21 protein-coding genes are annotated in these 23,286 nt (G+C 36.3%); 9 read left to right on the top strand and 12 right to left on the bottom strand.

The window, feature by feature from the left end:
- Nucleotides 1–41 precede the first annotated feature (41 nt).
- Nucleotides 42–953 (top strand): DUF3078 domain-containing protein, encoded by a 912-nt coding sequence (locus tag AC5P2S_RS17270; RefSeq protein WP_494555757.1) that lies wholly within the window; start codon nucleotides 42–44, stop codon nucleotides 951–953.
- A gap of 24 nt (nucleotides 954–977) precedes the next feature.
- Here AC5P2S_RS17270 and msrA read toward each other — a convergent pair whose 3' ends face one another.
- From msrA to AC5P2S_RS17230, 8 genes are all read right to left on the bottom strand, one after another.
- Nucleotides 978–1,541 (bottom strand): peptide-methionine (S)-S-oxide reductase MsrA, encoded by a 564-nt coding sequence (gene msrA, locus AC5P2S_RS17265; protein WP_494555756.1) that lies wholly within the window; start codon nucleotides 1,539–1,541, stop codon nucleotides 978–980.
- Nucleotides 1,542–1,723: 182 nt separating this feature from the next.
- Nucleotides 1,724–2,698 (bottom strand): ROK family protein, encoded by a 975-nt coding sequence (locus AC5P2S_RS17260; RefSeq protein WP_283415928.1) that lies wholly within the window; start codon nucleotides 2,696–2,698, stop codon nucleotides 1,724–1,726.
- A 158-nt stretch (nucleotides 2,699–2,856) separates the two neighbouring features.
- Nucleotides 2,857–4,065 carry a PepSY-associated TM helix domain-containing protein gene (locus AC5P2S_RS17255; protein WP_494555755.1) on the bottom strand — a complete coding sequence of 403 codons (1,209 nt, stop codon included), beginning with the start codon at nucleotides 4,063–4,065 and terminating at the stop codon, nucleotides 2,857–2,859.
- Between the two features lie 8 nt (nucleotides 4,066–4,073).
- Entirely contained in the window at nucleotides 4,074–6,227 is a 2,154-nt protein-coding gene (locus AC5P2S_RS17250) for a TonB-dependent siderophore receptor (protein ID WP_494555754.1), read from the bottom strand.
- Nucleotides 6,228–6,374: 147 nt separating this feature from the next.
- A complete protein-coding gene (gene secA, locus AC5P2S_RS17245; protein ID WP_494555753.1) occupies nucleotides 6,375–9,446 on the bottom strand; it encodes a preprotein translocase subunit SecA in 3,072 nt (1,023 codons plus the stop codon).
- Between the two features lie 98 nt (nucleotides 9,447–9,544).
- Nucleotides 9,545–9,766: a DUF2795 domain-containing protein gene (locus AC5P2S_RS17240; RefSeq protein ID WP_027382805.1), complete on the bottom strand. Its 222-nt coding sequence runs from the start codon at nucleotides 9,764–9,766 to the stop codon at nucleotides 9,545–9,547.
- 120 nt (nucleotides 9,767–9,886) lie between these two features.
- Entirely contained in the window at nucleotides 9,887–10,915 is a 1,029-nt protein-coding gene (locus AC5P2S_RS17235; protein WP_494555752.1) for a GDP-mannose 4,6-dehydratase, read from the bottom strand.
- 88 nt (nucleotides 10,916–11,003) lie between these two features.
- Nucleotides 11,004–11,813, bottom strand: coding sequence for a T9SS type A sorting domain-containing protein (locus AC5P2S_RS17230; protein ID WP_494555751.1), 810 nt, complete (start codon nucleotides 11,811–11,813; stop codon nucleotides 11,004–11,006).
- A 120-nt stretch (nucleotides 11,814–11,933) separates the two neighbouring features.
- Between AC5P2S_RS17230 and AC5P2S_RS17225 the strand changes: the two genes are divergently transcribed.
- Nucleotides 11,934–12,725, top strand: a complete 792-nt coding sequence (locus AC5P2S_RS17225) for a DUF2797 domain-containing protein (protein WP_494555750.1) — start codon at nucleotides 11,934–11,936, stop codon at nucleotides 12,723–12,725.
- A 44-nt stretch (nucleotides 12,726–12,769) separates the two neighbouring features.
- Nucleotides 12,770–14,782, top strand: a complete 2,013-nt coding sequence (locus AC5P2S_RS17220) for an AsmA family protein (RefSeq protein ID WP_494555749.1) — start codon at nucleotides 12,770–12,772, stop codon at nucleotides 14,780–14,782.
- Nucleotides 14,783–14,846: 64 nt separating this feature from the next.
- Here AC5P2S_RS17220 and AC5P2S_RS17215 read toward each other — a convergent pair whose 3' ends face one another.
- From AC5P2S_RS17215 to AC5P2S_RS17200, 4 genes are all read right to left on the bottom strand, one after another.
- On the bottom strand, nucleotides 14,847–15,185 hold the full coding sequence (locus AC5P2S_RS17215; RefSeq protein WP_283415936.1) for a hypothetical protein: 339 nt from the start codon (nucleotides 15,183–15,185) through the stop codon (nucleotides 14,847–14,849).
- Between the two features lie 141 nt (nucleotides 15,186–15,326).
- Nucleotides 15,327–15,590: a hypothetical protein gene (locus AC5P2S_RS17210; RefSeq protein WP_283415937.1), complete on the bottom strand. Its 264-nt coding sequence runs from the start codon at nucleotides 15,588–15,590 to the stop codon at nucleotides 15,327–15,329.
- Nucleotides 15,591–15,693: 103 nt separating this feature from the next.
- Nucleotides 15,694–16,308 carry a hypothetical protein gene (locus AC5P2S_RS17205; RefSeq protein WP_494555748.1) on the bottom strand — a complete coding sequence of 205 codons (615 nt, stop codon included), beginning with the start codon at nucleotides 16,306–16,308 and terminating at the stop codon, nucleotides 15,694–15,696.
- Complete coding sequence (locus tag AC5P2S_RS17200; protein ID WP_283415939.1) at nucleotides 16,308–16,685, bottom strand: hypothetical protein; 378 nt, start codon at nucleotides 16,683–16,685, stop codon at nucleotides 16,308–16,310. The genes AC5P2S_RS17205 and AC5P2S_RS17200 overlap by 1 nt, the downstream gene beginning before the upstream one ends.
- A gap of 118 nt (nucleotides 16,686–16,803) precedes the next feature.
- On the opposite strand from AC5P2S_RS17200, the gene mfd reads away from it, so the two are divergent.
- From mfd to pth, 6 genes are all read left to right on the top strand, one after another.
- Nucleotides 16,804–20,151: a transcription-repair coupling factor gene (mfd, locus tag AC5P2S_RS17195; RefSeq protein WP_494557046.1), complete on the top strand. Its 3,348-nt coding sequence runs from the start codon at nucleotides 16,804–16,806 to the stop codon at nucleotides 20,149–20,151.
- Between the two features lie 33 nt (nucleotides 20,152–20,184).
- The gene (locus tag AC5P2S_RS17190; RefSeq protein ID WP_494555747.1) at nucleotides 20,185–20,427 is read left to right on the top strand and encodes a hypothetical protein; all 243 of its coding nucleotides are present in this window, start codon (nucleotides 20,185–20,187) and stop codon (nucleotides 20,425–20,427) included.
- The gene (locus tag AC5P2S_RS17185; protein ID WP_494555746.1) at nucleotides 20,411–20,710 is read left to right on the top strand and encodes a type II toxin-antitoxin system RelE/ParE family toxin; all 300 of its coding nucleotides are present in this window, start codon (nucleotides 20,411–20,413) and stop codon (nucleotides 20,708–20,710) included. The genes AC5P2S_RS17190 and AC5P2S_RS17185 overlap by 17 nt, the downstream gene beginning before the upstream one ends.
- A 21-nt stretch (nucleotides 20,711–20,731) precedes the next feature.
- A complete protein-coding gene (locus AC5P2S_RS17180; RefSeq protein WP_494555745.1) occupies nucleotides 20,732–21,724 on the top strand; it encodes a hypothetical protein in 993 nt (330 codons plus the stop codon).
- 72 nt (nucleotides 21,725–21,796) lie between these two features.
- On the top strand, nucleotides 21,797–22,690 hold the full coding sequence (locus AC5P2S_RS17175) for a hypothetical protein (RefSeq protein ID WP_494555744.1): 894 nt from the start codon (nucleotides 21,797–21,799) through the stop codon (nucleotides 22,688–22,690).
- Nucleotides 22,690–23,253 (top strand): aminoacyl-tRNA hydrolase, encoded by a 564-nt coding sequence (gene pth, locus AC5P2S_RS17170; protein ID WP_494555743.1) that lies wholly within the window; start codon nucleotides 22,690–22,692, stop codon nucleotides 23,251–23,253. The genes AC5P2S_RS17175 and pth overlap by 1 nt, the downstream gene beginning before the upstream one ends.
- Nucleotides 23,254–23,286: the final 33 nt, after the last annotated feature.

The following is a 23,286-nucleotide window of genomic DNA, read 5'->3' as shown; positions in this document are numbered from 1 at the left end:
CTTCTATTTTATTATATTTGTTTAACCAAAAACAAATAAATATGAAGAAACTACTATTTTTTGGAGGCCTATTGTGGGCTTTCTGCTCCTATGCGCAAGAACAGCCTGCGCAAGATTCTACAAAAGCTTGGTCTATCGTTGGTCAAAACACCTTGATGCTCAATCAATCGGCATTTTCTAACTGGATTGCTGGTGGTGCCAACAATGTCGGCTGGCAGGCTGGAGTTAACTACAATATGACCTATGAGAAAGACAAAGACCTCTGGGAAAACCTCATTATTCTTGGATATGGAATGAATAATACACAAGGCGTAGGAAATCGGAAAACACAGGATGTTATTAATATTTCTACCAATTATGGGCGGAAAATATCTAATAATTGGTACGCATCTGTTGGTGCTGGATTGATCACGCAGTTTGCTCCGGGCTACGAGGATGGAAATAATCCTGATGCTACTAAGATTTCAAATTTCATGGCACCGGGATATGTAAATCTGGGAGCTGGCTTTACCTATAAACCGAGTGATAATTTTACAATGACACTAAGGCCTGCCAATGCTAGATTCACTTTTGTTCTGGACAAAGACCTGCAATGGGCAGGAAATTACGGATTGAAAAATGATGGTGATTCTATGCTGTTTCAATTCGGTTTTCTGGGAACAGCACAATATAAGGTAAAGCTTATGGAAAATATTACATTGCAAAACAATGCTTCGGTTTTCTCTAATTATCTAGACCATCCGGAAAGACTAGTTTTGTCATATTCCGGAATTCTGAATATGAAAGTCAATAAGTATATATCAACCAACATAACATTGGATCTTTTGTACGATCATAACCAAATCAAGAAAACCCAGCTGAAACAAACCTTAGGAATCGGTTTGGCTTATAATATTGATAATGGAAAAAAGCGATCGGAGGATAAACGCAATCAGGATTGGAAAACGAAGTAAGATTTTGATATAAAAAAGCGGAGATTAATTCTCCGCTTTTTCATTTAGCCAACCCATTTCTCCAAAATGTTTTTTGAATTTTTGGATCTTTGGTCCCACAACAGCACTACAATATGGCTGATTTGGATTAGTATTATAATAGCCCTGGTGATAAGCTTCTGCTGACCAGAATTTTTTAAAAGGAACGATCTCGGTAACATATTTCCCGTTCCATTCCTGTTTTGCTTCCGATTCTTTCATAGATTCTTCAGCTTCCTGCTTTTGTTTTTCGGAATGGTAGAAAATAGCAGATCTGTATTGTGTTCCAATATCATTTCCTTGTCTGTTAAGTGTAGTAGGATTATGAAGAAACCAGAATACTTCCAGCAGTTGTTTGTACGAAATAATCTTTGGATCAAAAGCGATCTCTACAACTTCTGCGTGTCCGGTTGTTCCGGTACAGACTTCTTCATAAGTTGGATTGTCTTTGTGCCCGCCAGAATATCCAGAAGTTACAGAATCCACACCTTTCAGCATATGAAAGCAACTTTCCACACACCAAAAACATCCACCTGCCAAAGTGGCATATTCCAAATTGTTTTTATCCATTTTTTGATTTGTTAAAGGTTTTGATTTTTTCTCCTGTCCATTACAGTTGACAAGAAAAAAGCATAAGATGATTAATAAATATCGAGTCATTGTTCCGAAAGAAAAATCCTTTGATTTTTCCCGATATTAATAGCAAAAATTATTCCTATCAGAAAGAAAGACCAAAGGATTTGTGAGATCAATTATTTATTGTTTTCCCATACAAGTGCACTTGCTCCGAGTATAGCTGCATCTGCTTCATCCAACTCGCTGAAAACTAGTTTTACTTTTCCTCGGAAAATCGGGAGCAGGTTTCTTTCCATATGTAATTTAGCAGGTTTCAAAAGGTATTCTCCGGCTTTGATAACACCACCAAAGAGCAAAATTGCTTCAGGAGAAGAGAACATTACAAAATTGGCCAAAGCTTCACCTAATTTTTGTCCTGTATATCTGAAAACTTCAATAGCCGTAGGATCACCTTTTTCTGCACATTCAAATACAGTTTTTGAGTTGATAGCATCCTCCGGATATTGGTTCAGCATAGAATCCGGAAACTCAGCACGGAATTTCTTTGCAGTAATAGCAATTCCGGTTGCAGAAGCATAAGCTTCCAGGCTTCCTTCGGAACCTGTACTCCAGTGTTTTCTTCCGCCCGGCTTCACAATTGTGTGGCCAAGCTCACCCGCAAATCCATCGTGTCCATAGATTAAACTACCACCGGCAATAATCCCGCTTCCAACGCCTGTTCCAAGCGTGATCATTATAAAGTCCTTCATTCCTCTTGCTGCACCAAACATCATTTCTCCAAGTGCTGCTGCGTTAGCATCGTTGGTCATTTTACAAGGAACACCGAATTTTTTTGTCATCAACTCGGCAAAAGGAACAACACCTTTCCACGGAAGATTAGGAGCAAGCTCTATTGTGCCTTTGAAGTAATTGGCATTAGGTGCGCCAACCCCGATTCCGTCCAAACTATTGTTTTCCTTAAATTCTTCCAAAAGAGGAGTTATATTGGCATGTAAAGCGTCGATGAAATCCTCTACTTGTTTATAATCTTCAGTTTTTATGCTTCCTTTAGCAAGAATTTCTCCACGGTGGTTCACCAATCCGAATTTGGTATTAGTCCCGCCAATATCAATTCCGATTGCAATTTGTCTAGATAGATCAATTAATGACATTCGATTTTTAATTTTTAAGACCCTAAATTTAAGGAAAAACAAACTAATATACATCAGATGTTAAATTAATTTTAAATTTAGTATCAATGAAAATTTTCAACAATATTGTTGAAATAGGAATAAAAAATCCGAATGTGACATCCGGATTTATGTATCAATTATTTTATTTGCGTTTTCTTTCTTCGTCCCCACCAGATCATAAAGCCAGTTACTGGCATTGATGCAATAATCAAACTGACAATGAATGCGATGATTTTCGTGGGCAATCCTAATATCGCTCCAACATGGATATCATAATTGGCAGCAACTGTTTTCTCTCCAAAATTCTTATCCTTAGGATCATGTCTGTGTAAAAGTTCACCTGAATTTTCATCGAAAATCAAACTGCTGCTTTTGTGATATGAATATGAAAGATGTTTGACATAAACTTCAAAATTCGGATGCTCGTTGTCATCAATATGTGGATGCCCAAGGTCTAGGCTAAAACCATAAGCAGTGGGATAAAGCTCCTTCACTTTGTCAGAGATCTTGTCAAGAGTTCCTTCATTTCTCATTTCAATCGGTGCTTTGGTCGTTATTGTTGAAAAATCGGGGTAAGTAGTTTCTCCACCTGAAAAAATGTAATAGATCGATGCCTGAACGATAAAGAAAGCATAGAATAATCCTGTAATGGAAAGGATCAAAGCAAAAATAGAGGAATAGAAACCGAGAATATTATGAAGGTCGTAGTTCTTACGTTTCCATTGTGTAGTATCTTTCCATTGGAATCTGAAACGTTGCTTTCTGGCGGCTTTGTTTTTCGGCCACCAAAGAACTATGCCTGTGATTAGCATGATCAGGAAAATTATTACAGGAATACCAACAACATAAGTTCCCCATTCCTGCTTCAAAAGAAAACTCCAATGGATTGACTTTACAATGGCGAAGAATCCGTTTTTTTCATCATAAACCTGCAGAACTTTTCCAGTGTAAGGGTTGACATATGCCAGCTTGTAGATTGGAAATTCGTCAAAATAGTTCCATTGATCCGGCTGATGTTCGTACCAGTAAAATTGATAGGACATTTTTTTATCAATCGGAATATTAACCCAATGGATTGGATATTTTTCTTTGGTTTGCTTATTAACCAATTTTTCCAACTCACGAATCGGAATGATTTGTTTTGATTCGATGTTTTGTTCGTTGTGATAGATATATTCTTTACGTGTAAAGTTTTCTATCTCGTCTTTGAAAACATAAAGTGCCCCGGTAATCGAAATAATAAATATCATAATACCAATGGATAAGCCAAACCACAAATGTAGTTTGGCTGACCATTTTTTGAAAAATCCTGGTTTTTTTTTATGATGGTGTTTTTTTTTTCTCATAGGTGGGCTTAGAATTTATAGGCAACAGTTCCTAAGAAATTTGCTAACATTTGAGGATTAGCGGTTGTATATCCTGTCCAATAATGTTCGCTGGTTAAGTTATCGACCTTAACTCCAACTCTGAATTTCTTGGCATCGTAAAACGCATTAACATTGAGGACGAAATATTTGGGTAAAATGAAATCTCCTGTTACATTATTGTCACTGGCATAATTTCCTCCGAATCCGAACCCTAAACCTTTCACACGTCCATCAACAAACTGATATGCTAAGTTGAAATTCGCGTTCCAGAAAGAGCCAGCTGTTGCAGGTCTTGTATCTGTTGATTCATCGATAGTATCATTGTAAGCCAAACCTCCGACTAAAGAGAAACCTTTTACAAGATATGCGTTAACTTCCAGCTCAAATCCTTTGCTGAGTGTGGATGCGATTTGTTTTTGAACTGAACTCCCATTTGCTGCAACTTCTCCTGTGTAAAGCAATTGGTCTTTAACCTTGATGTTATAATAAGAAACGGTTGCATTAAATCTGTTGTTAAATAAACTCGCCTTTAATCCTCCCTCCAACTGGTTTCCTCTTTCTGGATCGGAAAGTGTTGTATTTCCTGCGATATCGGAAGTATAATAACCATTTGATTTGAATGAGTTTTGATAATTGCCGAATATAGAAAATTTATCTTTGACAATTTCATAAACGATTCCAGCTTTTGGTGAAAATGCGGATTGGTTATAAGCTTTTTCTACGTTAGTTCCTGATGTACCACCTAAATAATCATTGTTTTCGTAGCGGAGGCCGGCCATAATATGCAGATTTGTAATTGGACTGAATAAGTTGGAAATATAACCTGAGTAGGTATTCAAATCTCTAACATAATCCCAATTAGAAACATTTTTTGGGTCAGAGTAAAGCGCTGAAAGTACATCGGCGTTCATTCCGGAATAATCTTCTCCTGAGGCTGCAATGGTATCAAAATTAAAATTAAGATACTTATAGCGTAATCTCTCCGTTGTTCTCATATAATCAAAACCGACAATCGCTCTGTTTTTCATCCCATTGGAAAAATTGTGATTGAAGTTGAAATTCTGCTGAATTTGAAACCAAGATTTTTTACTGTTATCTGTGGATTGGTCAGCTCTTGCAACTTTATAGGTAGAAGTAGTTACATCATAATTAATAGAAAAGTAAGGATTATAACCGTCTGAGTAGGAATCAGAGTTATTGATGTAAGTACTTGATGTGATATTGTCGTTTATTTTCCATTTCACATTTCCGAAAACATTGGAATTTCTTGCGGTCATATACAAACCTTTTCCGGTGTAAGATTCTTTATAATCCAGCCCAGCTACTTTTTCCAGGTCTTTCATATTATTGATGCCGTTCAAAGTCTGTGGAGAAAGATAGAAGAAATAAGGATTTGCAGTCACTCGGTTTCGGAACAATTCGTAATCAAGATTCAACTGAACTTTATCAGACAGATTCCAAGTTAAGCTTGGTGCGAAGGTCGTGTATTGATTTTTTGCATCCGGTTTGGTGAAGTTACCATCATTGGTGTAAGCTGTATTTACACGGAACAGTAAGTCTTTTGTAATTGGCGCGTTGATATCTGCGGTTGCTCTGTAAGTGTTGTAACTTCCTGCAGATGCCGACATAGCACCAAAGAAATTCTGCATTGGTTTTTTCGTCACTCTATTGATAAGACCGCCGTACGATGCTACATTACTTCCGTAAAGTGTTCCCACAGGACCTTTCAAAAATTCCAACGTTTCAACATTAATGGCATCAATTGTCGACGTTACCGGCGCAACCATTCCATTTCTTGTAGATGCTTGTGAAGGAAAACCTCTCAGAACGAAAAACGAACCGCCATCACCCGCTCTTCCTGTCGGATTCCACATTTTCTGAAGTCCGGTTACATTTCTGTAAGCGTCATCAACTGTGAAGATATTTTGATTTTCCAAAATTCCTCTATCAATGGAAGAATAGACTTGTGGATTTTCGATAAAACTGATCGGCATTTTATTGGATGATTCGGTATCCAACTTTTTCACCATTTTTTCAATAATGACTTCTTCAATATTTTTCGAATTGACAGTATCTTTTTTCTCCTGTGCATAAGCCAAAGTGGAAACCAAAACCACAGCACTCACAAATAGTTTCTTCATTAATGGAATAATTTTATGCAAATATATTATTTTTAATTATTCTAAATTAACTAAAATTGTGATTTTTATCAGATTATTAAGAATTATTCCAAATAAAAATCCTGCTGATTACTCAACAGGATTAATATTTTTACTCGTAATTGCTTGTTATGCAGGGATTTCTCCTTTGTAAAGGAAAGAAACAATTTCCTTATTTACTTTGTCAACCATTTCGCTAAACAAGTAGAAAGATTCCTGCTTGTAAATTACCAGCGGATCTTTTTGCTCATAAACCGCACCTTGAGAAGAACGTCTTAGGTCATCCATTTCTCTTAAGTGTGTCTTCCAGTTTTCATCAATGATCGCAAGAGAAATATTCTTTTCGAAATCTGTGATCAATGATTCACATTTGGTTTCATAAGCTTCTTTCAGGTCTGTAACAATGGTCATTGTCTTAGAGCCGTCACTGAAAGGAACCTGGATCATCTTGAACATAGAACCCTGATTAAGGTAAACGTTCTCAATAATCGGATAGGCTTTTTCTTTCAGAAGGTTTAATCTTAAATCATAATCTTCTTTTGCAGCTTTGAACACTTTATCTGTAAGTGCAGGGATTTGTAAACTTCCAAATTCAGATTCGTTTACCGGCGCTTCCATTGTGAAATGCTTGATAATCTCGAATTCAAAATCTTTATAATTTCCGTTTGCCTTAGCCTGAGAAACAATTGCAGCAGCAGTGTCATAAATCATATTGACAATATCATACTTCAAGTGATCTCCAAATAATGCATTCTTTCTCCTTTTGTAAATAACATCACGCTGCTTGTTCATCACGTCATCGTATTCCAGCAATCTTTTTCTGACACCGAAGTTATTCTCTTCGACTTTTTTCTGAGCTCTCTCGATAGATTTGGAAATCATAGAATGCTGAATCACTTCTCCTTCTTTATGACCCATTCTGTCCATCATCTTAGCAATTCTTTCAGAACCGAAAAGACGCATCAGATTATCTTCCAAAGAAACATAAAACTGGGAACTTCCAGGATCTCCCTGACGACCGGCTCTACCTCTCAACTGTCTGTCCACACGACGGGAATCGTGTCTTTCTGTACCAATGATTGCTAAACCTCCGGCTTCTTTTACTTCCGGTTTCAGCTTGATGTCGGTACCTCTACCGGCCATATTGGTTGCAATGGTTACAACGCCTGGTCCACCAGCTCCGGCAACAATCTCCGCTTCTTTTTTGTGAAGTTTCGCATTAAGAACCTGGTGTTGTATTTTTCTTAACTGTAATGCTCTGGAAAGCAATTGGGAAATTTCTACCGAAGTTGTACCCACCAAAACAGGTCTCCCTGCTGAGGTTAGTTTCTCGATTTCCTCGATTACAGCATTATATTTTTCACGGTTGGTTTTGTAAACCAAATCCTGTCTGTCATCTCTTTGGATAGGTCTGTTGGTAGGGATTACCACAACATCCAATTTGTAAATCTGCCAGAATTCTCCAGCTTCAGTTTCCGCAGTACCTGTCATACCGGCCAGCTTGTTATACATACGGAAATAGTTCTGTAAAGTAATCGTTGCGAAGGTCTGAGTCGCAGCTTCAATCTTCACATTTTCTTTAGCTTCAATCGCTTGGTGCAGTCCGTCAGAATAACGTCGGCCTTCCATGATACGACCTGTCTGCTCGTCAACGATTTTTACTTCCCCGTCAATTACTACATATTCATCATCTTTTTCGAATAATGTATAAGCTTTCAGTAACTGATTCATGGTGTGAATACGCTCAGATTTCACAGCAAAATCTCGATATAACTCTTCTTTTGCAGCGAATTCTTCTTCCTTTGAGAGATTCTTCTTTTCTAATTCGGCAATTTCTGTCGCGATATCAGTTAAAACAAAGAATTGTGAATCTTCGTTACCTGCAGACATATATTCTACGCCTTTGTCTGTTAAATCGATTTGATTATTTTTCTCATCGATGACAAAATAAAGATCTTTGTCAACAATTGGCATATCACGATTGTTATCTGCCATATATTGACCTTCCACTTTCTGAAGCAAAGCACGGTTGCCACTTTCTGACAAGAACTTGATCAATTGTCTGTTCTTTGGAAGACCTCTGTAGGCCTGAAGTAATTTGAATCCACCTTCTTTGGTGTTTCCGTTCGCGATTAATTTTTTAGCTTCGTTGAAAATGGCAGAAACTGTTTTTTTCTGAACCTCAACAATTCTGTCTATTGAAGGTTTAAGCACATCAAATTCCTGTCTGTCACCTTGAGGAACAGGTCCGGAAATAATCAACGGTGTTCTTGCATCATCAATCAAAACCGAGTCCACCTCATCGACAATTGCGAAATTCAATTCTCCCTGAACCAATTCAGTAGGATTGGTTACCATATTGTCTCTCAGGTAATCGAAACCAAATTCGTTATTGGTTCCATAAGTGATACTTGCCTGGTAAGCTTTTCTTCTGGAATCTGAATTGGGCTGGTGATTATCAATACAGTCAATAGTCAATCCGTGGAATTGATATAGCGGGCCCATCCATGCCGAGTCTCTTTTTGCAAGATAATCGTTAACTGTTACAACATGAACACCTCTTCCCGGCAAAGCGTTAAGATAAATTGGAAGTGTTCCGACCAAAGTTTTACCTTCACCGGTTGCCATTTCTGCTATTTTTCCGGAATGCAATACGACACCACCAATAAACTGCGTGTCATAATGAACCATATCCCAAACGACAGGCGTTCCGGCTGCATCCCAAGAGTTTTTCCAAACAGCAATATCGCCATCCAGCGCTACAAAATCTTTGGTAGCTGCCAACTCGCGGTCTCTGTCTGTTGCAGTCACGCGGATTTCTCCATTTTGTGCTAAACGCCTTGAGGTTTCCTTTACCAAAGCAAAAGCTTCCGGAAGAATCTCGTTAAGAACTTTTTCCTCAACCTCGTAAGATTCTTTTTTAAGACCTTCGATTTTGTTAAAAAGCGATTCCTTCTCGTCAACGTTGGTAGAGTTTTTTATCTGCTCTTTTATTTCGTCGATTTGGGTTGTAAACTTGGCAGTTGCAGATTTTATTTTTTCTTGAAATTCTGCGGTTTTCGCTCTTAATCCATCATCGGATAATGACTGGATGTTAGGTTCAACTGCTTTGATTTTTGCGACAACTTTTTTTACTTCTTTTAAATCTTTTGCATTTTTGTCTCCCAAAAAACTTTTAAGAACGGTATTTAAAAAACTCATAAATTTCTGATTTATGCTTTGGATCCAAAGTCCAAAGCGTTTAAATTACACTTGTTGTGTGATATATTTTGAAGCTTTGGTGTAAAGCTTATTGACGATTAATACTCGTCTTCGTTCCAAAGATAATCCTCGTCTGTAGGATAATCGCTCCAGATCTCGTCAATCGCATCATAGATCTCTCCTTCGTCCTCAATAGCCTGAAGGTTTTCTACAACTTCCATTGGCGCTCCGGTACGGATTGCATAATCGATCAATTCTGCCTTGGTCATCGGCCAAGGTGCGTCACTTAAATATGAAGCTAATTCTAATGTCCAATACATAATTAAATTTTTTGCAAAAGTAAAAAATTAGGTGATATTTTATATATGTTTCTACTGATTTTCAATAATATTTAAAAATAATTTCATTTAGTTTTAAATGATCTTGCTGTCAGAGATTCATTAATGCCGATTTCCCAAAAACCATTCCACAAATTTTTTTGTGCCATTTTGGAAGTTTGTTGTCGGTTTATAACCAATCAGAGATCTCGCTTTTGTTATATCAGCATTGGTTTTCAAGACATCGCCGGGTTGCATTGGCAGCATTTTTTTATTTGCTTTTTTACCCAATGCGGATTCTAGAGTTGCAAGCATCTCATTCAATGTAACGACTTCGCTTTCTCCAAGATTTAAAATCTGATAAATATGATCGTGATTTTCCAGATATTGTACAGACTTAAGAATCCCGTCAATGATATCATCAATAAAAGTATAATCTCTTGCTGTGGAACCGTTGCCGTAGAAAGGAATTTCCTGGTTCTCGCAGATCAGTTTCGTGAATTTATGAATGGCAAGATCAGGTCTTTGTCTCGGTCCGTAAACCGTGAAAAATCTCAGCTGGATCATATCTATACTATAAAGATGATGATAAACGTGGCCTAAAATTTCGCCGCTTTTTTTGGTTGCTGCATAAGGAGAAATGGGGTTGTCAACATTATCTGTTTCTGAAAATGGGATTTTCTCATTGTTGCCATAAACGCTGGAAGATGAAGCGCAAACGAATTTTTTTATTCCAAATTCTTTGCACAGCTCCCAAAGATTCATCGTGCCACGAACATTGACTTCTTCATAATCCAAAGGCCGCTCAATAGAAGGACGAACGCCTGCCAATGCTGCTAAATGGATAACTAAGTCAATGTTGTGTTTTCTGAATATCTCTTCAAGGCCTCTTCTTTCCCGAATATCCTGATAATAAAGCTGGTAATATTCTGATTTTGTCAATGATATCAAATTCTCGATGTCGGCATCTTTATTTTTAAAACTGAACTCAGAATTGTTATTTGTAGACTCCAAAGTATTTCTGACTTTGATTTGATAGTCATAGAAATCATCAAAATTGTCAATGTTAATGACAGAATGTCCATTTTTTAAAAGATGCTCGACTAAATGGGAACCAATAAATCCACTTCCACCAGTTACAAGATAATTCATAATATATTGTATTGCTGCGAAGATAAGAATTAAACAAAAAAAGAATCTCTTATTCGGAGATTCTTTTTAATATTTAAAACATAGATTGTTATTTAACAATGAATTTTTTTGATTCAACAATTCCATTTTCCTCGACATTAATTATGTAAGTGCCTTTTGGAAGTTGAGAAACATTGATTTCTTTATCCGTACCTCTGCTGATAACCAATTTTGCGGAAGAATCGTAGATGTTTATTTTTTTTGTCTGATTATTTGTGGAAGTAACACAGATGATTCCATTGCTCACAACGGTTGGATAAATGTTGAAGTGCTGTTTTTTAACATTACTCACTGCTAATGTCTGATTTCCAGTTAATTTAATATCATCAACACGGAAACCCACATTAGAATCCAAAGGATTTGTAAACCTTACAGAAAGATTAGATGTTGCAGGAATTGTTCCTGTTGGTGTAATAACTAGCCAGACAGAAGTTCCGGAGCCGGTTGGTCTTGTGTAGGAAAGCGGAGTCCAATCTGTTCCATTAGAACTTACCTCAACTTTTAACTCATTACTGCTGGCATTGGTTCCTTTTTGATGCCCAAAGGAAAGTGTTAAATCCTGATATCCTGTTGTGTTGATTCCACTAATAATCAGTGTTTTTGCCGGATTACCGGAAGATGTGGTCACAGCACCTATGAAGACACAGCCTTGCCCGCTAGCTCCTGCATAGTCCGACGGTGTCGAAGTCCTCACATCAGCTGTTCCGGAGTAAGTGATAGGCGAACTGTTGTGATAACCTGTATACGCTGTCAAAAGAGTGGTAGAGGAAGGATTTCCAAAATTCTCGGAATAGATAGTCGTTTGTGCAAGAACGAAAGATGTTACCAATAATGATAAGAAGGCATAAATATTTTTCATACTAATATGTTTTTTAATTGTGGCAAATATATCCTTAAAACTGGAATTGACAAATTTTTTAATTTTTTGAACCTTATTGTAAAAATCCCTATTTTTATCCCTATTTAAATCTTCATAAAAATGCAATTCTCCGGACAAATCCTAAAGATGATTTCCCAAAACGGACAACCTATTCAGTATTTTCTTAATCTGAAAAATGATTTGATCAATATGAACCAACTGTTCGGAAAAACACTTTACATCAAACATTTGGGTTACGAATGTGTGAATTGTGGAAGTGATGAGAAAATATATAGAATGGGATTTTGTAAAAAATGTTTTTTTGAAAGTCCTTATGCAAGTGATACAATCATTCGCCCGGAATTGTCCACTGCTCATCTTGGGATTGCAGAAAGAGATCTGGATGTTGAAAAAGAAATACAACTGGTTCCTCACATTGTTTACTTGGCTTACACAGGTGATGTTAAAGTGGGCGTTACAAGAGAACATCAGATCCCGACGCGTTGGATTGACCAGGGCGCAACTTTCGCTTTGCCGATTGCCGTGACGGATAATCGCTATGAAGCGGGAATGATAGAGGTTGAACTGAAAAAGCATATCGCTGATAAAACCAATCCGAAGAAAATGCTTCAGGATGATTACGAGGATGCTTTGGATCTGATCGATTTCCGAAATAAGATTGCGGAATATTTTCCCAATGATTTCAAAAAATTTGCAGTGACCGAAGAGAATGTTGTGAAATTAGATTTCCCTTATGAAAAACCGGGAAAAATTAATGTTTTCACACTGGATAAAAAACCGGAATTCAATGGAGTTTTGAAAGGTATCAAAGGGCAATATCTTCATTTTGAAGGTGACGATTTCATCAATGTCAGAGGTCACGAAGGTTATGTTATAGAACTGGATTTATAATTTTGGAACGGTTTTTAGTCATCAGTTAATAATTTAATAAACGGATGAAAAAAACTTTAAAAATTTCGCTTATAATCTTAGGTAGTTTTCTTGCATTAATATTAATTATCAATATTGGATTCAGTCTTTGGTTAAAATATAAACTTCCCGATTATCTCAAAAACAAAACGCCATATCAAATTACCTATCAATCTCTGAATGTGGAAATCCTGAGTGGGGGTATTTCCGCTAACCAAATCAAAATTAAAACAAAACAGCCCAATAATCTGGAAACCATAGCGCTGGAAGGTTCTTTGGGGGATTTGAATATCAGTAGATTAGGTGTTATTGAATTGTTGAAAAATAACAGAATCGAAGCGAGTTCCATCAAGCTTGTAAAACCGGATCTTCGGGTTAGATTAGCAAAACCAAAAGCCGGCAAGTCAGGAAAAGATCCGATTCCATTTATGATTAATAATATTGAAATTGATCATGGAAATATTGGTGTTAAAAGATCGGACGAAACCCAATTATTTTCTGCAAAAGATCTTAATCTCAACGTTAAAAACCTGAGCCTTAATCAAGATCCTGATGAATTGCCGTTTGCCTTGGACAGCTACAATATCACTGCAAAAGATTTCTTTTTCCGTCTGGACCAGGTTTATTCCATCACGTCTTCAGACATCAAAACCGATAATGGGAAGTTAGAAATTGATGATTTTGAAATGAAATCTCTGGTGGATTTTAAGAATTGGGAACAAAGTTTCAGAAGTCAGAAAAGTTTGTTTGGGATCAAAAGCAAAAAGCTGACATTCGATGAGCTGGTTTTCAGCAAAACAAAACTAAGCCTGAAAAATGCTCAGATCAAAGATCCGGAATTTGTGATTCAGAACCGTGACAATAAAGTTGTCAAGACCAGCAAAAAGAAATCTCGATTTGATCTTAATTTTGAAAATTTTGATATTATTAACGGAAAATTATCGATTTTAAAATCCAATGGAAAGAAAACACTTTCAATTGCAAAATTTGATGCGAATATCAAAAGTTTTCTGATGAATGAAGAAACTTCAAAAAACAAATTGCCTTTCAGTTATCAGGATTACAAAATTTCCGGCAATCAGTTTTTTTACGATGCAGGACAATATTACACAATGGATTTGTCAAGCTTCGATGTGACTTCGAAAAGTATTGATTTGAAAGATTTTAATCTTAATCCAAAAGTTTCCAGAGCTGAGTTTGTGAGAATGATTCCAATGGAAAATGATTTATTTGATATTTCTGCCAACCGTGTTCAGTTATCAGGATTACGATGGAAATTTGAAAATGACCAACCGGATATTTTACTGAAAAATGCAAGATTAACCAATGTTGACGCTAATATCTTCCGAAGCAAGATTCCAAGAGATAATCCAAAAGAAAAACTACTTTATTCGAAATTATTAAGAACGATAAAATTTCCTTTAGTTGTTGAAAATCTGAATCTTGTACAATCCAAATTGGTGTATGAAGAAGACAAGCCGGATTCAAACGGACCTGGAAAAGTGATTTTCACCAACTTCAATATGAATGTAAAAAACCTTAATTCCAACAAGAAAAGAGGCGCTAATACCAATGTTCCGATTGTGATCAATTGTAAATTTATGGATGCTTCACCAATGAAGGTCAACTGGAATTTTGATACTGCGAATATGCGTGATAATTTCACAATTGGTGGTTATATCAACAATCTTCCTGCAAATGATATCAACCCATTCATCAAACCTTATATGAACATCACTGCCACAGGAACAATTACCAGTCTCAATTTTGACTTTAAGGGGAACAATGATATTATGAACGGAAAATTCCGGATCACACACAAAGATCTGAAGGTAAATATTCTGGATAAAGATACAAAGGAGAAAAAGAAATTCTTGTCAGCGGTTGCTAATCTTGTAGTTAAAAAAGATTCCAAAAAATTCCCGGAATCAGTTGATATCTATGTGGAGAGAAACAAACAGCGTTCTTTCTTCAATTTCTATTGGAAAGGAATAGAAGACGGACTTAAAAAAACATTGCTTGTTGTCAAAATTGATTAAAAAATTACCCTTTTCTGCGAAATATGGAAAAGGGTAATAAATATATAAATGTGCTTTTTGAAATTTAAAAGTCGTATTCTTCTCTTTCTTCTGTCGGAAGTGACTTTAGGAATTCATCAAATTCCGGACCTGCGTAATTGCTGTTTGCACCGTAAGAATCTATGATCATGGCTTTGTTCCCATAGACATCCTCTACAAGATAAAGGGCAATATTATCGTCCGGATCACTTGCGCCTTCAAATCTGTAAACACGGATAATTTTAAGATCTTCTGCATGATAAGCTTTTTCTGTACTATGAATGACGAATTGCTTTTTATCATTCATGATGATCTCATCTGTGATTCCTTTTTCTCTGAGCTTCTCCATAACTTGAGAAAGCGTAAGCATTGGTTTCGGGCTCATAATACTATTTTTTTGAATTGGTAAAAAAATATAATCAAATCGTGAACCAAAAAGAAAAGACTTTACAAAAAATGTAAAGTCTAAAAAAATAAAAGTTATGAAAAATTAAATTGTCCCTTTCTTCTTCATCGATCAGGAAAATTATTTGTTAGCCTTGTAACGCTTGTCAGGAGTTCCATCCTTTTTAAGCATTTTGTTGGCTTTATATCTTTTGTCCGGAGTTCCGTCTTTTTTCAGTTTGACATCAGGAGTGTTAGCCACTTTTGCAGCTTGTGCTTCCACAGACTTGGTCGCTTTTTTTTCAGTTTTCTGAACTTGCTTTTTTGCCGTGGCCGGTGCTGTTGTTTGTGCAGTTGCTACACCTACACCGAAAGTAAGTAGCAGAGCTGTTAATAAATTTTTCATATCAAAGATTGTTTTAGTTTGATGGAACAAATTTATACTAAAAATCAATTAGAAATTACGAATAAAAAAAATTAACCAGAAATTATAACAACTTAAAAATGCCTTAAAAATTAATACGATAGGCAATACCGATATTCAACAACGTTGCTTTGGAATAATACTTTTCTATATCAGGATTCTGATTTCCTATCTTAGAATTATAGAAATTAAGTTTTGCATTGAGAACAATCTGTTGAGTGCCGGTGTCATCAATAGTATAGATTGCTTTGGCTCCGAAATTAAGACCGCCATTGCCCTCGTGGAAATTCCCGGAATTGTCAAGAAAAGGACTTTTCACCCGGTAAGTGCTGTAACCTAAAATTTCTTCTACAAAAAAATCTTCTGTGATTTTGTCCTGATGAAATGCATACCAATCAAAATTGTTCATTGATGGAGCACCAAGATAACCGAATTGGTCACCGTTTATTATGTTTGCTAAAAAATATGTGTATTCTACGCCTAAACCAAAATTCTTGTAGACATTAACATTACCGCCTATTCCGAAACCATAAAAATAATCGAAGGCTTCATTCAGAAAATTGTTGCCAAGTGACTTCATTACTTTAACGTGTGGGTCGATAGAAAATTTTACATTTTCTGTCCAATCCTGGTTTTTTCTTCTTTGAGAAAAAGCAGATGTCGAAATGAGAGCCAGCGAAAAAAGTAGAAGTTTCTTCATTATTTCAAAGTAATATCATTGAAAATAACGTAAGTCACACCATCCGGGATTTCGATACTGAGAGAATCACTGGAGATTTTGCAGCCTTTGGTTTCGGTAGAAAAAGATTTTATCTTGAAGTTTTTAAGCTGAAATTTGTAAGCACCTTTGTCATAAGGCCCGGCCAAAACAAAACTTCCGCTTTCTTTCGGGAAAGTTTCCGCAATGATTTTCTTTTCCTTCACAAGATGAATCGGATTTTCCAGAAACTTGGCATCAGAATACGTGATTTTCCCTTCTACATATGCACGGAAAATGTTAGCATCATCATCCTTACATTGCGTAAAAAGAATTGATAATAGACAGAAAAGGGACAATATTTTGAAACCGAATTTCAAATGCTCATAGTTTAAGACCGTAAAATTAAAACTAATTTTTTTGAAAAATAGTATCTTTGTAACAAATAACGATTCCGAAAATATCTCGGAATCGCTTTTTGCGTTTATACCCACATTAATGGAATTAAAAAAAATCAATCAAAATCTTTTGCCGGACTTGCTTCAGAAACAATTCGGGAATGAGATTTTTTCACAGATATCAAAGCATCAGCACATTTCAGTCAAAGGAAGTGCGGGTTCCGCAGTTTCAATTTTAGCTTCGGAATTGTTTCTGACTCAGAACAAAACCATTCTTTATTTGGTGGATGACAAGGAAGATGCGCTTTACATCAATGCAGAAATGGAAGATTTGCTGGGAAAAGACAACGTTCTTTACTTTCCAGCAACACATCTTGAGCCTTATCAAGTTGAGAAAACTCAGAATGCGAATCTGGTTCTGAGAACTGAAGTCATCAATAAACTTAATTCCGGAAAATCGCCAAAAGTGATTGTCGCCTTCATTGGTGCGTTGTCTGAAAAAGTTTTGAAGAAAGAAGACTTCAAAGCAATTTCTCATCAGATAAAAGTGGGCGACCAACTGTATTTTGATTTTGTGGATGAGTTGCTGAATCATTATCAATTCAACCAAACAGATTTTGTTTCCGAGCCGGGAGAATTTTCTGTCCGAGGCGGAATTGTGGATGTTTTTTCTTTCTCCAACGAAAAACCTTTCCGGATCACGTTTTTCGGAAACGAAGTGGAAAGCATCAAGACTTTTGACATTGAAACGCAGCTTTCGTTGGATAAGATTGATGAATTCCAGCTGGTTTCCAATATGAATTTTTCGGTTTCCGGAACTAAGGTTTCTTTGTTTGAATTATTGCCTGATGACAGTTTTGTGGTTTCAAAGAATCTTTACCTATCAACCAAAAGAATCAGAGATTTTTATGAAAAGGCAATAGATAAATTCGACACTTTAAGCAAAGATATCAAGCACAGAACACCTGACGAATTATTCATTTCTGAACCTGAATTCCAAAATAAATTAATCAAATTCAAAACGATAGATTTCAGTTCTCAAACTTTCAAACTCCCAAATTCTCGAACTCTCGAACTCAATCAGACACAACAGCCGAGTTTCCATAAAAACTTTGAATTGCTGATTCAGGATTTGGAGGAAAAACAAAGTCAGGGTTTTGACACCTGGATTTCATTTTCAAGTGAAAAACAAAAGGAAAGATTAGAATCGATTTTTGAGGAATTAGAGCACGAGATTCCGTTCAAAAGCTTCAAATCGGAATTGCACGAAGGTTTTGTAGATTCTGATAATAAGATTCTGATTTACACAGATCATCAGATTTTTGACCGTTACCAGAGATATCAATCCAAAAATACTTTTGCAAAGTCTGAGCAACTGACGCTTAAAGATTTAATGTCTTTGAAAGTTGGTGATTACATTGCGCATATCGACCACGGCATCGGGAAATTTATGGGTTTGGTTAAGGTTAATAATGACGGCAAGATCCAGGAATGTTTTAAACTGACTTACAAGAATGGCGATTTGCTTTACGTGAGTATCCATTCACTTCATAAAATTTCGAAATATAACGGCCCGGAAGGACGAGAAATTGTTCTCAGCAAACTCGGTTCACCAGCCTGGAAATCATTAAAACAAAAAACCAAAGCCAGAGTTAAGCAGATTGCTTTTGATTTGATAAAACTTTATGCGGAAAGAAAAACTGCAAAAGGCTTCCAGTATTCGCCGGATTCTTACCTTCAAAATGAGTTGGAAGCGAGCTTTCTTTACGAAGATACGCCAGACCAGGAAAAAGCAACATTGGATGTGAAACAGGATATGGAAGCGGAAGGTGTGATGGACCGGTTGATTTGTGGCGATGTTGGTTTTGGTAAAACAGAAGTGGCGATTCGTGCTGCATTTAAAGCAGCGACCGACGGAAAACAGGTTGCGATTCTGGTTCCGACAACGATTCTGGCCTTCCAACATTACAGAAGTTTCAAAGAACGATTGAAGGATTTTCCTGTTAATATTTCTTATATGAACCGATTCCGGACTGCCAAACAGAAATCGGAAACCAAAGAAGGTCTTAAAAATGGTAAAATCGATATTGTCATCGGAACCCATCAGTTGGTTGGTAAAGATATCAAGTTCAAAGATCTAGGTTTGTTGATTATTGATGAGGAACATAAATTTGGTGTTTCCGTTAAGGACAAATTGAAAACGCTAAAAACCGATGTTGACACGCTGACATTAACGGCGACACCAATTCCCAGAACTTTACAATTTTCATTAATGGCAGCGCGAGATTTATCCGTTATCAAAACGCCACCGCCTAACCGTCAACCTGTGGAAACGCAAATCATTGGATTCAATGAAGAAATTTTGCGTGATGCGATTTCTTATGAATTGCAGAGAGACGGACAGGTTTATTTCATCAACAACAGAATCGAAAATCTGAAAGATATTGCAGGATTAATCCAAAGACTGGTTCCCGATGCGAGAGTGATTACTGGCCACGGACAAATGGACGGGAAACAAATGGAAACCAACATCCTCGATTTTATGGAAGGAAAATATGATGTTCTCGTTTCTACAACGATTGTAGAATCGGGCGTTGACGTTCCAAATGCCAACACGATTTTTATCAATGATGCGCAACGATTCGGGATGGCAGATCTGCACCAGATGCGTGGAAGAGTCGGACGAAGCAACAGGAAAGCATTTTGTTACCTGATAACGCCACCGTTCGATATGATGACGTCTGATGCGAGAAAACGTCTGGAAGCGATTGAGCAATTCTCGGATTTGGGAAGTGGTTTCCAGATTGCGATGAAGGATCTGGAAATCCGTGGTGCCGGTGATTTATTGGGCGGAGAACAGAGTGGATTCATCAACGAAATGGGATTTGAGACGTATCAGAAAATGATGCAGGAAGCTTTGGAAGAACTCAAAGATGATGAGAATTTTGAAAATCTTTTTGAAAATGAAGAAGATAGAAACAAGCTGTTCAAATCCACAAAAGAAGTCAACATCGATACAGATTTGGAATTGATGTTGCCAGATGATTACGTGAGTTCAACGGAAGAACGTTTGTCGCTTTATCAAAAGTTAGCAGATATTCAGAATGCTAAAGAGTTACAACAATTTGAAAATGAGCTGACAGACCGATTTGGAAAACTGCCTGATGAAGCGATTAATCTTTTGAAATCTGTAGAACTGAAATGGCTGGCGGCTGAAATTGGATTTGATAAGTTGGTGGTGAAGAATAAAGTGTTTCTTGGTTATTTCCCAGCGAATCCTCAGGATAAATTCTATCAAAGTGAAAAATTCAAAAAAATCATATCTTACCTCACACAAAATCCGGCAGAAGCGACGTTAAAAGAAAAGAACAACCAGCTGATGATGAGGAAAGACAATGTGAAAAATGTGGATGAAGTGAATCTGGTTTTGAATAGGATTTTGGCTTAGAATTGATTATATTTGATTAATAAAATTGGAAAGATGAATACTGATTTACAGATACAAAATAAAAAATTGGAGCTAATCCAATGGTTATCTACAATTGAAGATTTGAGTTTTCTTGAAAAGATTTCGGATTTGATATCTCGCGAAAGAAAAAAAGACTGGGCAGATAAAATTTCTGATGCCGAAAAAAAATCCATCGAAAAAGGAATTGCTCAAGCGGATGAAGGTAGATTAAATCCACATTCCAAAGCAAGAGAAATCTATGGAAAAAGACTTTGAGATTCTATGGACTGATTTAGCTCTGGAAGAACTGGCGCAGACTGTTGAATATTTGGAACAGGAGTTTACAGATAAGGAAATCGATAACTTGGGAAACGAGATTGAGAGAATCCTATATATTATCGCACAGAATCCTGAAATTTTCCCTTACTCGGATAAGTATAAAATTAGAAAGGCCGTCATATTAAAATTTAATAGTCTATACTACAGGATCTTAAATGATAAAATCGAGATTGTTTCATCCTTTTCCAATAGACAGAATCCTGAAAAAAGAAACATATAACTTCTTTGAATTTTAAATTTTATGAATGTTTGTTACGTTAATCTGGTGGAAAGAAAATTTATTCAGTTAACTTTCATAATATTTAGCTACCTCTGTAATGCCCAGATCCTAAAATACCATTATGATAAAGAAATGACCTTCTTCAGTGAGGTGGATAATAAGGCTGGTATTTCAGTAAAATTCAATTCTAAAGACAAATCGGTTCCTGTTTATTCGATAAGTTACAATTCTGAGAAGAAATATATTAGAAATACAATTAATTTCTATTATGCCTATCGGAAAAATATCTACAGAATGGATGGTGTTTTATGCAACAAAAAGTATGTTTCTGCCAACGGCTTCAGAACTTATAGTGCTTCGTCACCAATTCGATATTTTAAAAAAGCATCCGATACGTTGTATGATTACAAATCGTATAAAAATCTTGAGAAAAGAATCGCAACAGATAAAGACGGAACCAAAATAGAACTGTTTATCGCTAATCTCAAAGATGGAATCGATTATTCTGAACCGGCATTGTTTTATCTCTCGGAACATTATGGGATTTCACCAGGGTTAGGAAAAGGCGAGGTTGTGGTCTATGCCAATTATATTTTTAATAATAATTACAGTTCGGCAAATTTTGTACAGCTTAATGATATTAATGAGGATGTCTACTTCAACAAAGAACAAATCGAATCTCTCATTGATGACCAATATAACGAGTTTACCAAGAGAATAATGCCGGTTAAAAATCCTGCTTATTGTTCTGTTATACCATTTGGGGGCAATGTAGATAAGAAAACCAGAGAAGAAATACAAAGCTTTTTATCCGAGATGTGTGAGTATTTCGAATTGTGGAATAAATATGAAACGAACGATCAGTTCAAAAAATATTACGATTCTGAGGTCAACAGAAGAGTAGAAATCTATAAGAATAATGGTGAACTCAATGAGAAGCAGTTGAAAGTTTATATTGATGAACTCAGTCAACTTAAGAGCCTGAATTCTGAAGAAAATTTTGATTCCAACTAAATAAATCCTGCCTCTCAAAAATTACCTGAACATTTATTTTAAAAAATTAACTTTGCAAACACAAACAAAACAATGAAAAATATACTTTATTATATATTCGGATTTTTTATTCTGTCCTCTTGCAGTCCCAGTCAAGATGAAAATGGTGATTTCTTACAAGGCGTTGAGTATGGTACGGGTACTAATACAGGAGGAGGCAATGGTGGATCGACCACAATTAGGTTTTTAAGTAAAGTTTCTGGTATTGATTCTGACGGAGAAAGAACGACTGTAGATTATATCTATACGGGAAGCAAACTTACATCAGTTAAAAGTCAATTTGACGATGGTAATGAAAATGCCGTTCTGACATACAATAGCAATAATCAGATTATACATATGGATATTACCAATGTAGAATCTGGCGATACAAGACTGACGAAACTGGATTTAGTTTATGATTCTGGGAAATTAAAATCTGTCAGCGGAACTACAGAATCTGGTGGAACACTTCTGTATAAATCAACAACAGATGTAACATACAGTGGTGAAAAAGTTACAAAGGTTCTAACTAAAATGAATGCTGAAGATCCTGATAATCCTGGACAATTCATTTTAGAATATGAAGTGACAAGTAATCTGACTTATGCAGGAAATAATATTTCTAACTGGAAATTGGCGACAACTTCTGCAAGTGGCGGTCCTATTACAATTCCGCCAATTGTTATTGAATCTGCATTAAGCAACTATGATACGAACAAAAATCCTTTTGCTTCGTTACCTTTAGCTTACAATATTTTATCAACGCATTATAATACTTCTAATCAAGGTATGTTAGGGCTTTCTGCAAATAACTACAAAACTGTCAAAGTTACAACAATGGGAATGTCACAATCTCTTACAATGACATATCAATACAACTCTGATAGCTATCCTACAGAGATGACTTCTAATGCCGGGGATAAATTAAATTTCCTATATAAATAATGAAATATCTTATTGTCGGCATCGGGAACAAAGGAGAAGAATATGCAGAAACCCGACATAATATCGGTTTCAAAGTTGCTGAAAAGATCGCTGAAAAGATCGAAGCACCTTTCAAATCTTCGAACTTTGGTCTTTTAGCTGAAGGCAAATATAAAGGCAGAAAAGTGTTTATTCTAAAACCTGATACTTATGTGAATCTCTCAGGAAACGCTGTTAAATTCTGGATGCAGAAGGAAAATATTCCGTTAGAAAACATTTTGATCATTACCGATGATCTGGCTCTGCCTTTTGGCTCTCTGAGAATGAAAATGAAAGGTTCTGATGCCGGTCATAATGGGCTGAAAAGTATTCAGTCACAACTCAATACCCAAAATTACACCAGATTAAGATTTGGGATTTCTGCCGATTTCCCGGAAGGAAAACAAGCGGATTACGTTCTCGGGAAATGGAATGCTGAAGAACAAGACAAACTCCCTGAAAGAATTGAGAAGTTTTCTCAGGCGGCTTTATCTTTTGTGTTTGCCGGCGTTCAGAATACAATGACCGCTTTTAACGGCAAGTAGAAAAAGCAAGCCGGATAATAAATTACCCGGCCT

It is taken from the genome of Epilithonimonas sp. 33E (assembly GCF_059372615.1).
This window is presented reverse-complemented; position numbering and strand designations above follow the sequence as displayed.

Bases quoted from the DNA above. Each gene is read 5' to 3' on its own strand.
- AC5P2S_RS17255 (WP_494555755.1), bottom strand. From the start codon at position 4,065: ATGAGAAAAAAAAAACACCATCATAAAAAAAAACCAGGATTTTTCAAA.
- AC5P2S_RS17225 (WP_494555750.1), top strand. From the start codon at position 11,934: ATGCAATTCTCCGGACAAATCCTAAAGATGATTTCCCAAAACGGACAA.
- AC5P2S_RS17185 (WP_494555746.1), top strand. From the start codon at position 20,411: ATGGAAAAAGACTTTGAGATTCTATGGACTGATTTAGCTCTGGAAGAA.
- AC5P2S_RS17180 (WP_494555745.1), top strand. From the start codon at position 20,732: ATGAATGTTTGTTACGTTAATCTGGTGGAAAGAAAATTTATTCAGTTA.
- msrA (WP_494555756.1), bottom strand. From the start codon at position 1,541: ATGGATAAAAACAATTTGGAATATGCCACTTTGGCAGGTGGATGTTTT.
- AC5P2S_RS17240 (WP_027382805.1), bottom strand. From the start codon at position 9,766: ATGTATTGGACATTAGAATTAGCTTCATATTTAAGTGACGCACCTTGG.
- AC5P2S_RS17260 (WP_283415928.1), bottom strand. From the start codon at position 2,698: ATGTCATTAATTGATCTATCTAGACAAATTGCAATCGGAATTGATATT.
- AC5P2S_RS17175 (WP_494555744.1), top strand. From the start codon at position 21,797: ATGAAAAATATACTTTATTATATATTCGGATTTTTTATTCTGTCCTCT.
- AC5P2S_RS17210 (WP_283415937.1), bottom strand. From the start codon at position 15,590: ATGAAAAATTTATTAACAGCTCTGCTACTTACTTTCGGTGTAGGTGTA.
- pth (WP_494555743.1), top strand. From the start codon at position 22,690: ATGAAATATCTTATTGTCGGCATCGGGAACAAAGGAGAAGAATATGCA.
- secA (WP_494555753.1), bottom strand. From the start codon at position 9,446: ATGAGTTTTTTAAATACCGTTCTTAAAAGTTTTTTGGGAGACAAAAAT.
- AC5P2S_RS17250 (WP_494555754.1), bottom strand. From the start codon at position 6,227: ATGAAGAAACTATTTGTGAGTGCTGTGGTTTTGGTTTCCACTTTGGCT.
- AC5P2S_RS17220 (WP_494555749.1), top strand. From the start codon at position 12,770: ATGAAAAAAACTTTAAAAATTTCGCTTATAATCTTAGGTAGTTTTCTT.
- AC5P2S_RS17235 (WP_494555752.1), bottom strand. From the start codon at position 10,915: ATGAATTATCTTGTAACTGGTGGAAGTGGATTTATTGGTTCCCATTTA.
- AC5P2S_RS17190 (WP_494555747.1), top strand. From the start codon at position 20,185: ATGAATACTGATTTACAGATACAAAATAAAAAATTGGAGCTAATCCAA.
- AC5P2S_RS17230 (WP_494555751.1), bottom strand. From the start codon at position 11,813: ATGAAAAATATTTATGCCTTCTTATCATTATTGGTAACATCTTTCGTT.
- AC5P2S_RS17270 (WP_494555757.1), top strand. From the start codon at position 42: ATGAAGAAACTACTATTTTTTGGAGGCCTATTGTGGGCTTTCTGCTCC.
- AC5P2S_RS17215 (WP_283415936.1), bottom strand. From the start codon at position 15,185: ATGAGCCCGAAACCAATGCTTACGCTTTCTCAAGTTATGGAGAAGCTC.
- mfd (WP_494557046.1), top strand. From the start codon at position 16,804: ATGGAATTAAAAAAAATCAATCAAAATCTTTTGCCGGACTTGCTTCAG.
- AC5P2S_RS17205 (WP_494555748.1), bottom strand. From the start codon at position 16,308: ATGAAGAAACTTCTACTTTTTTCGCTGGCTCTCATTTCGACATCTGCT.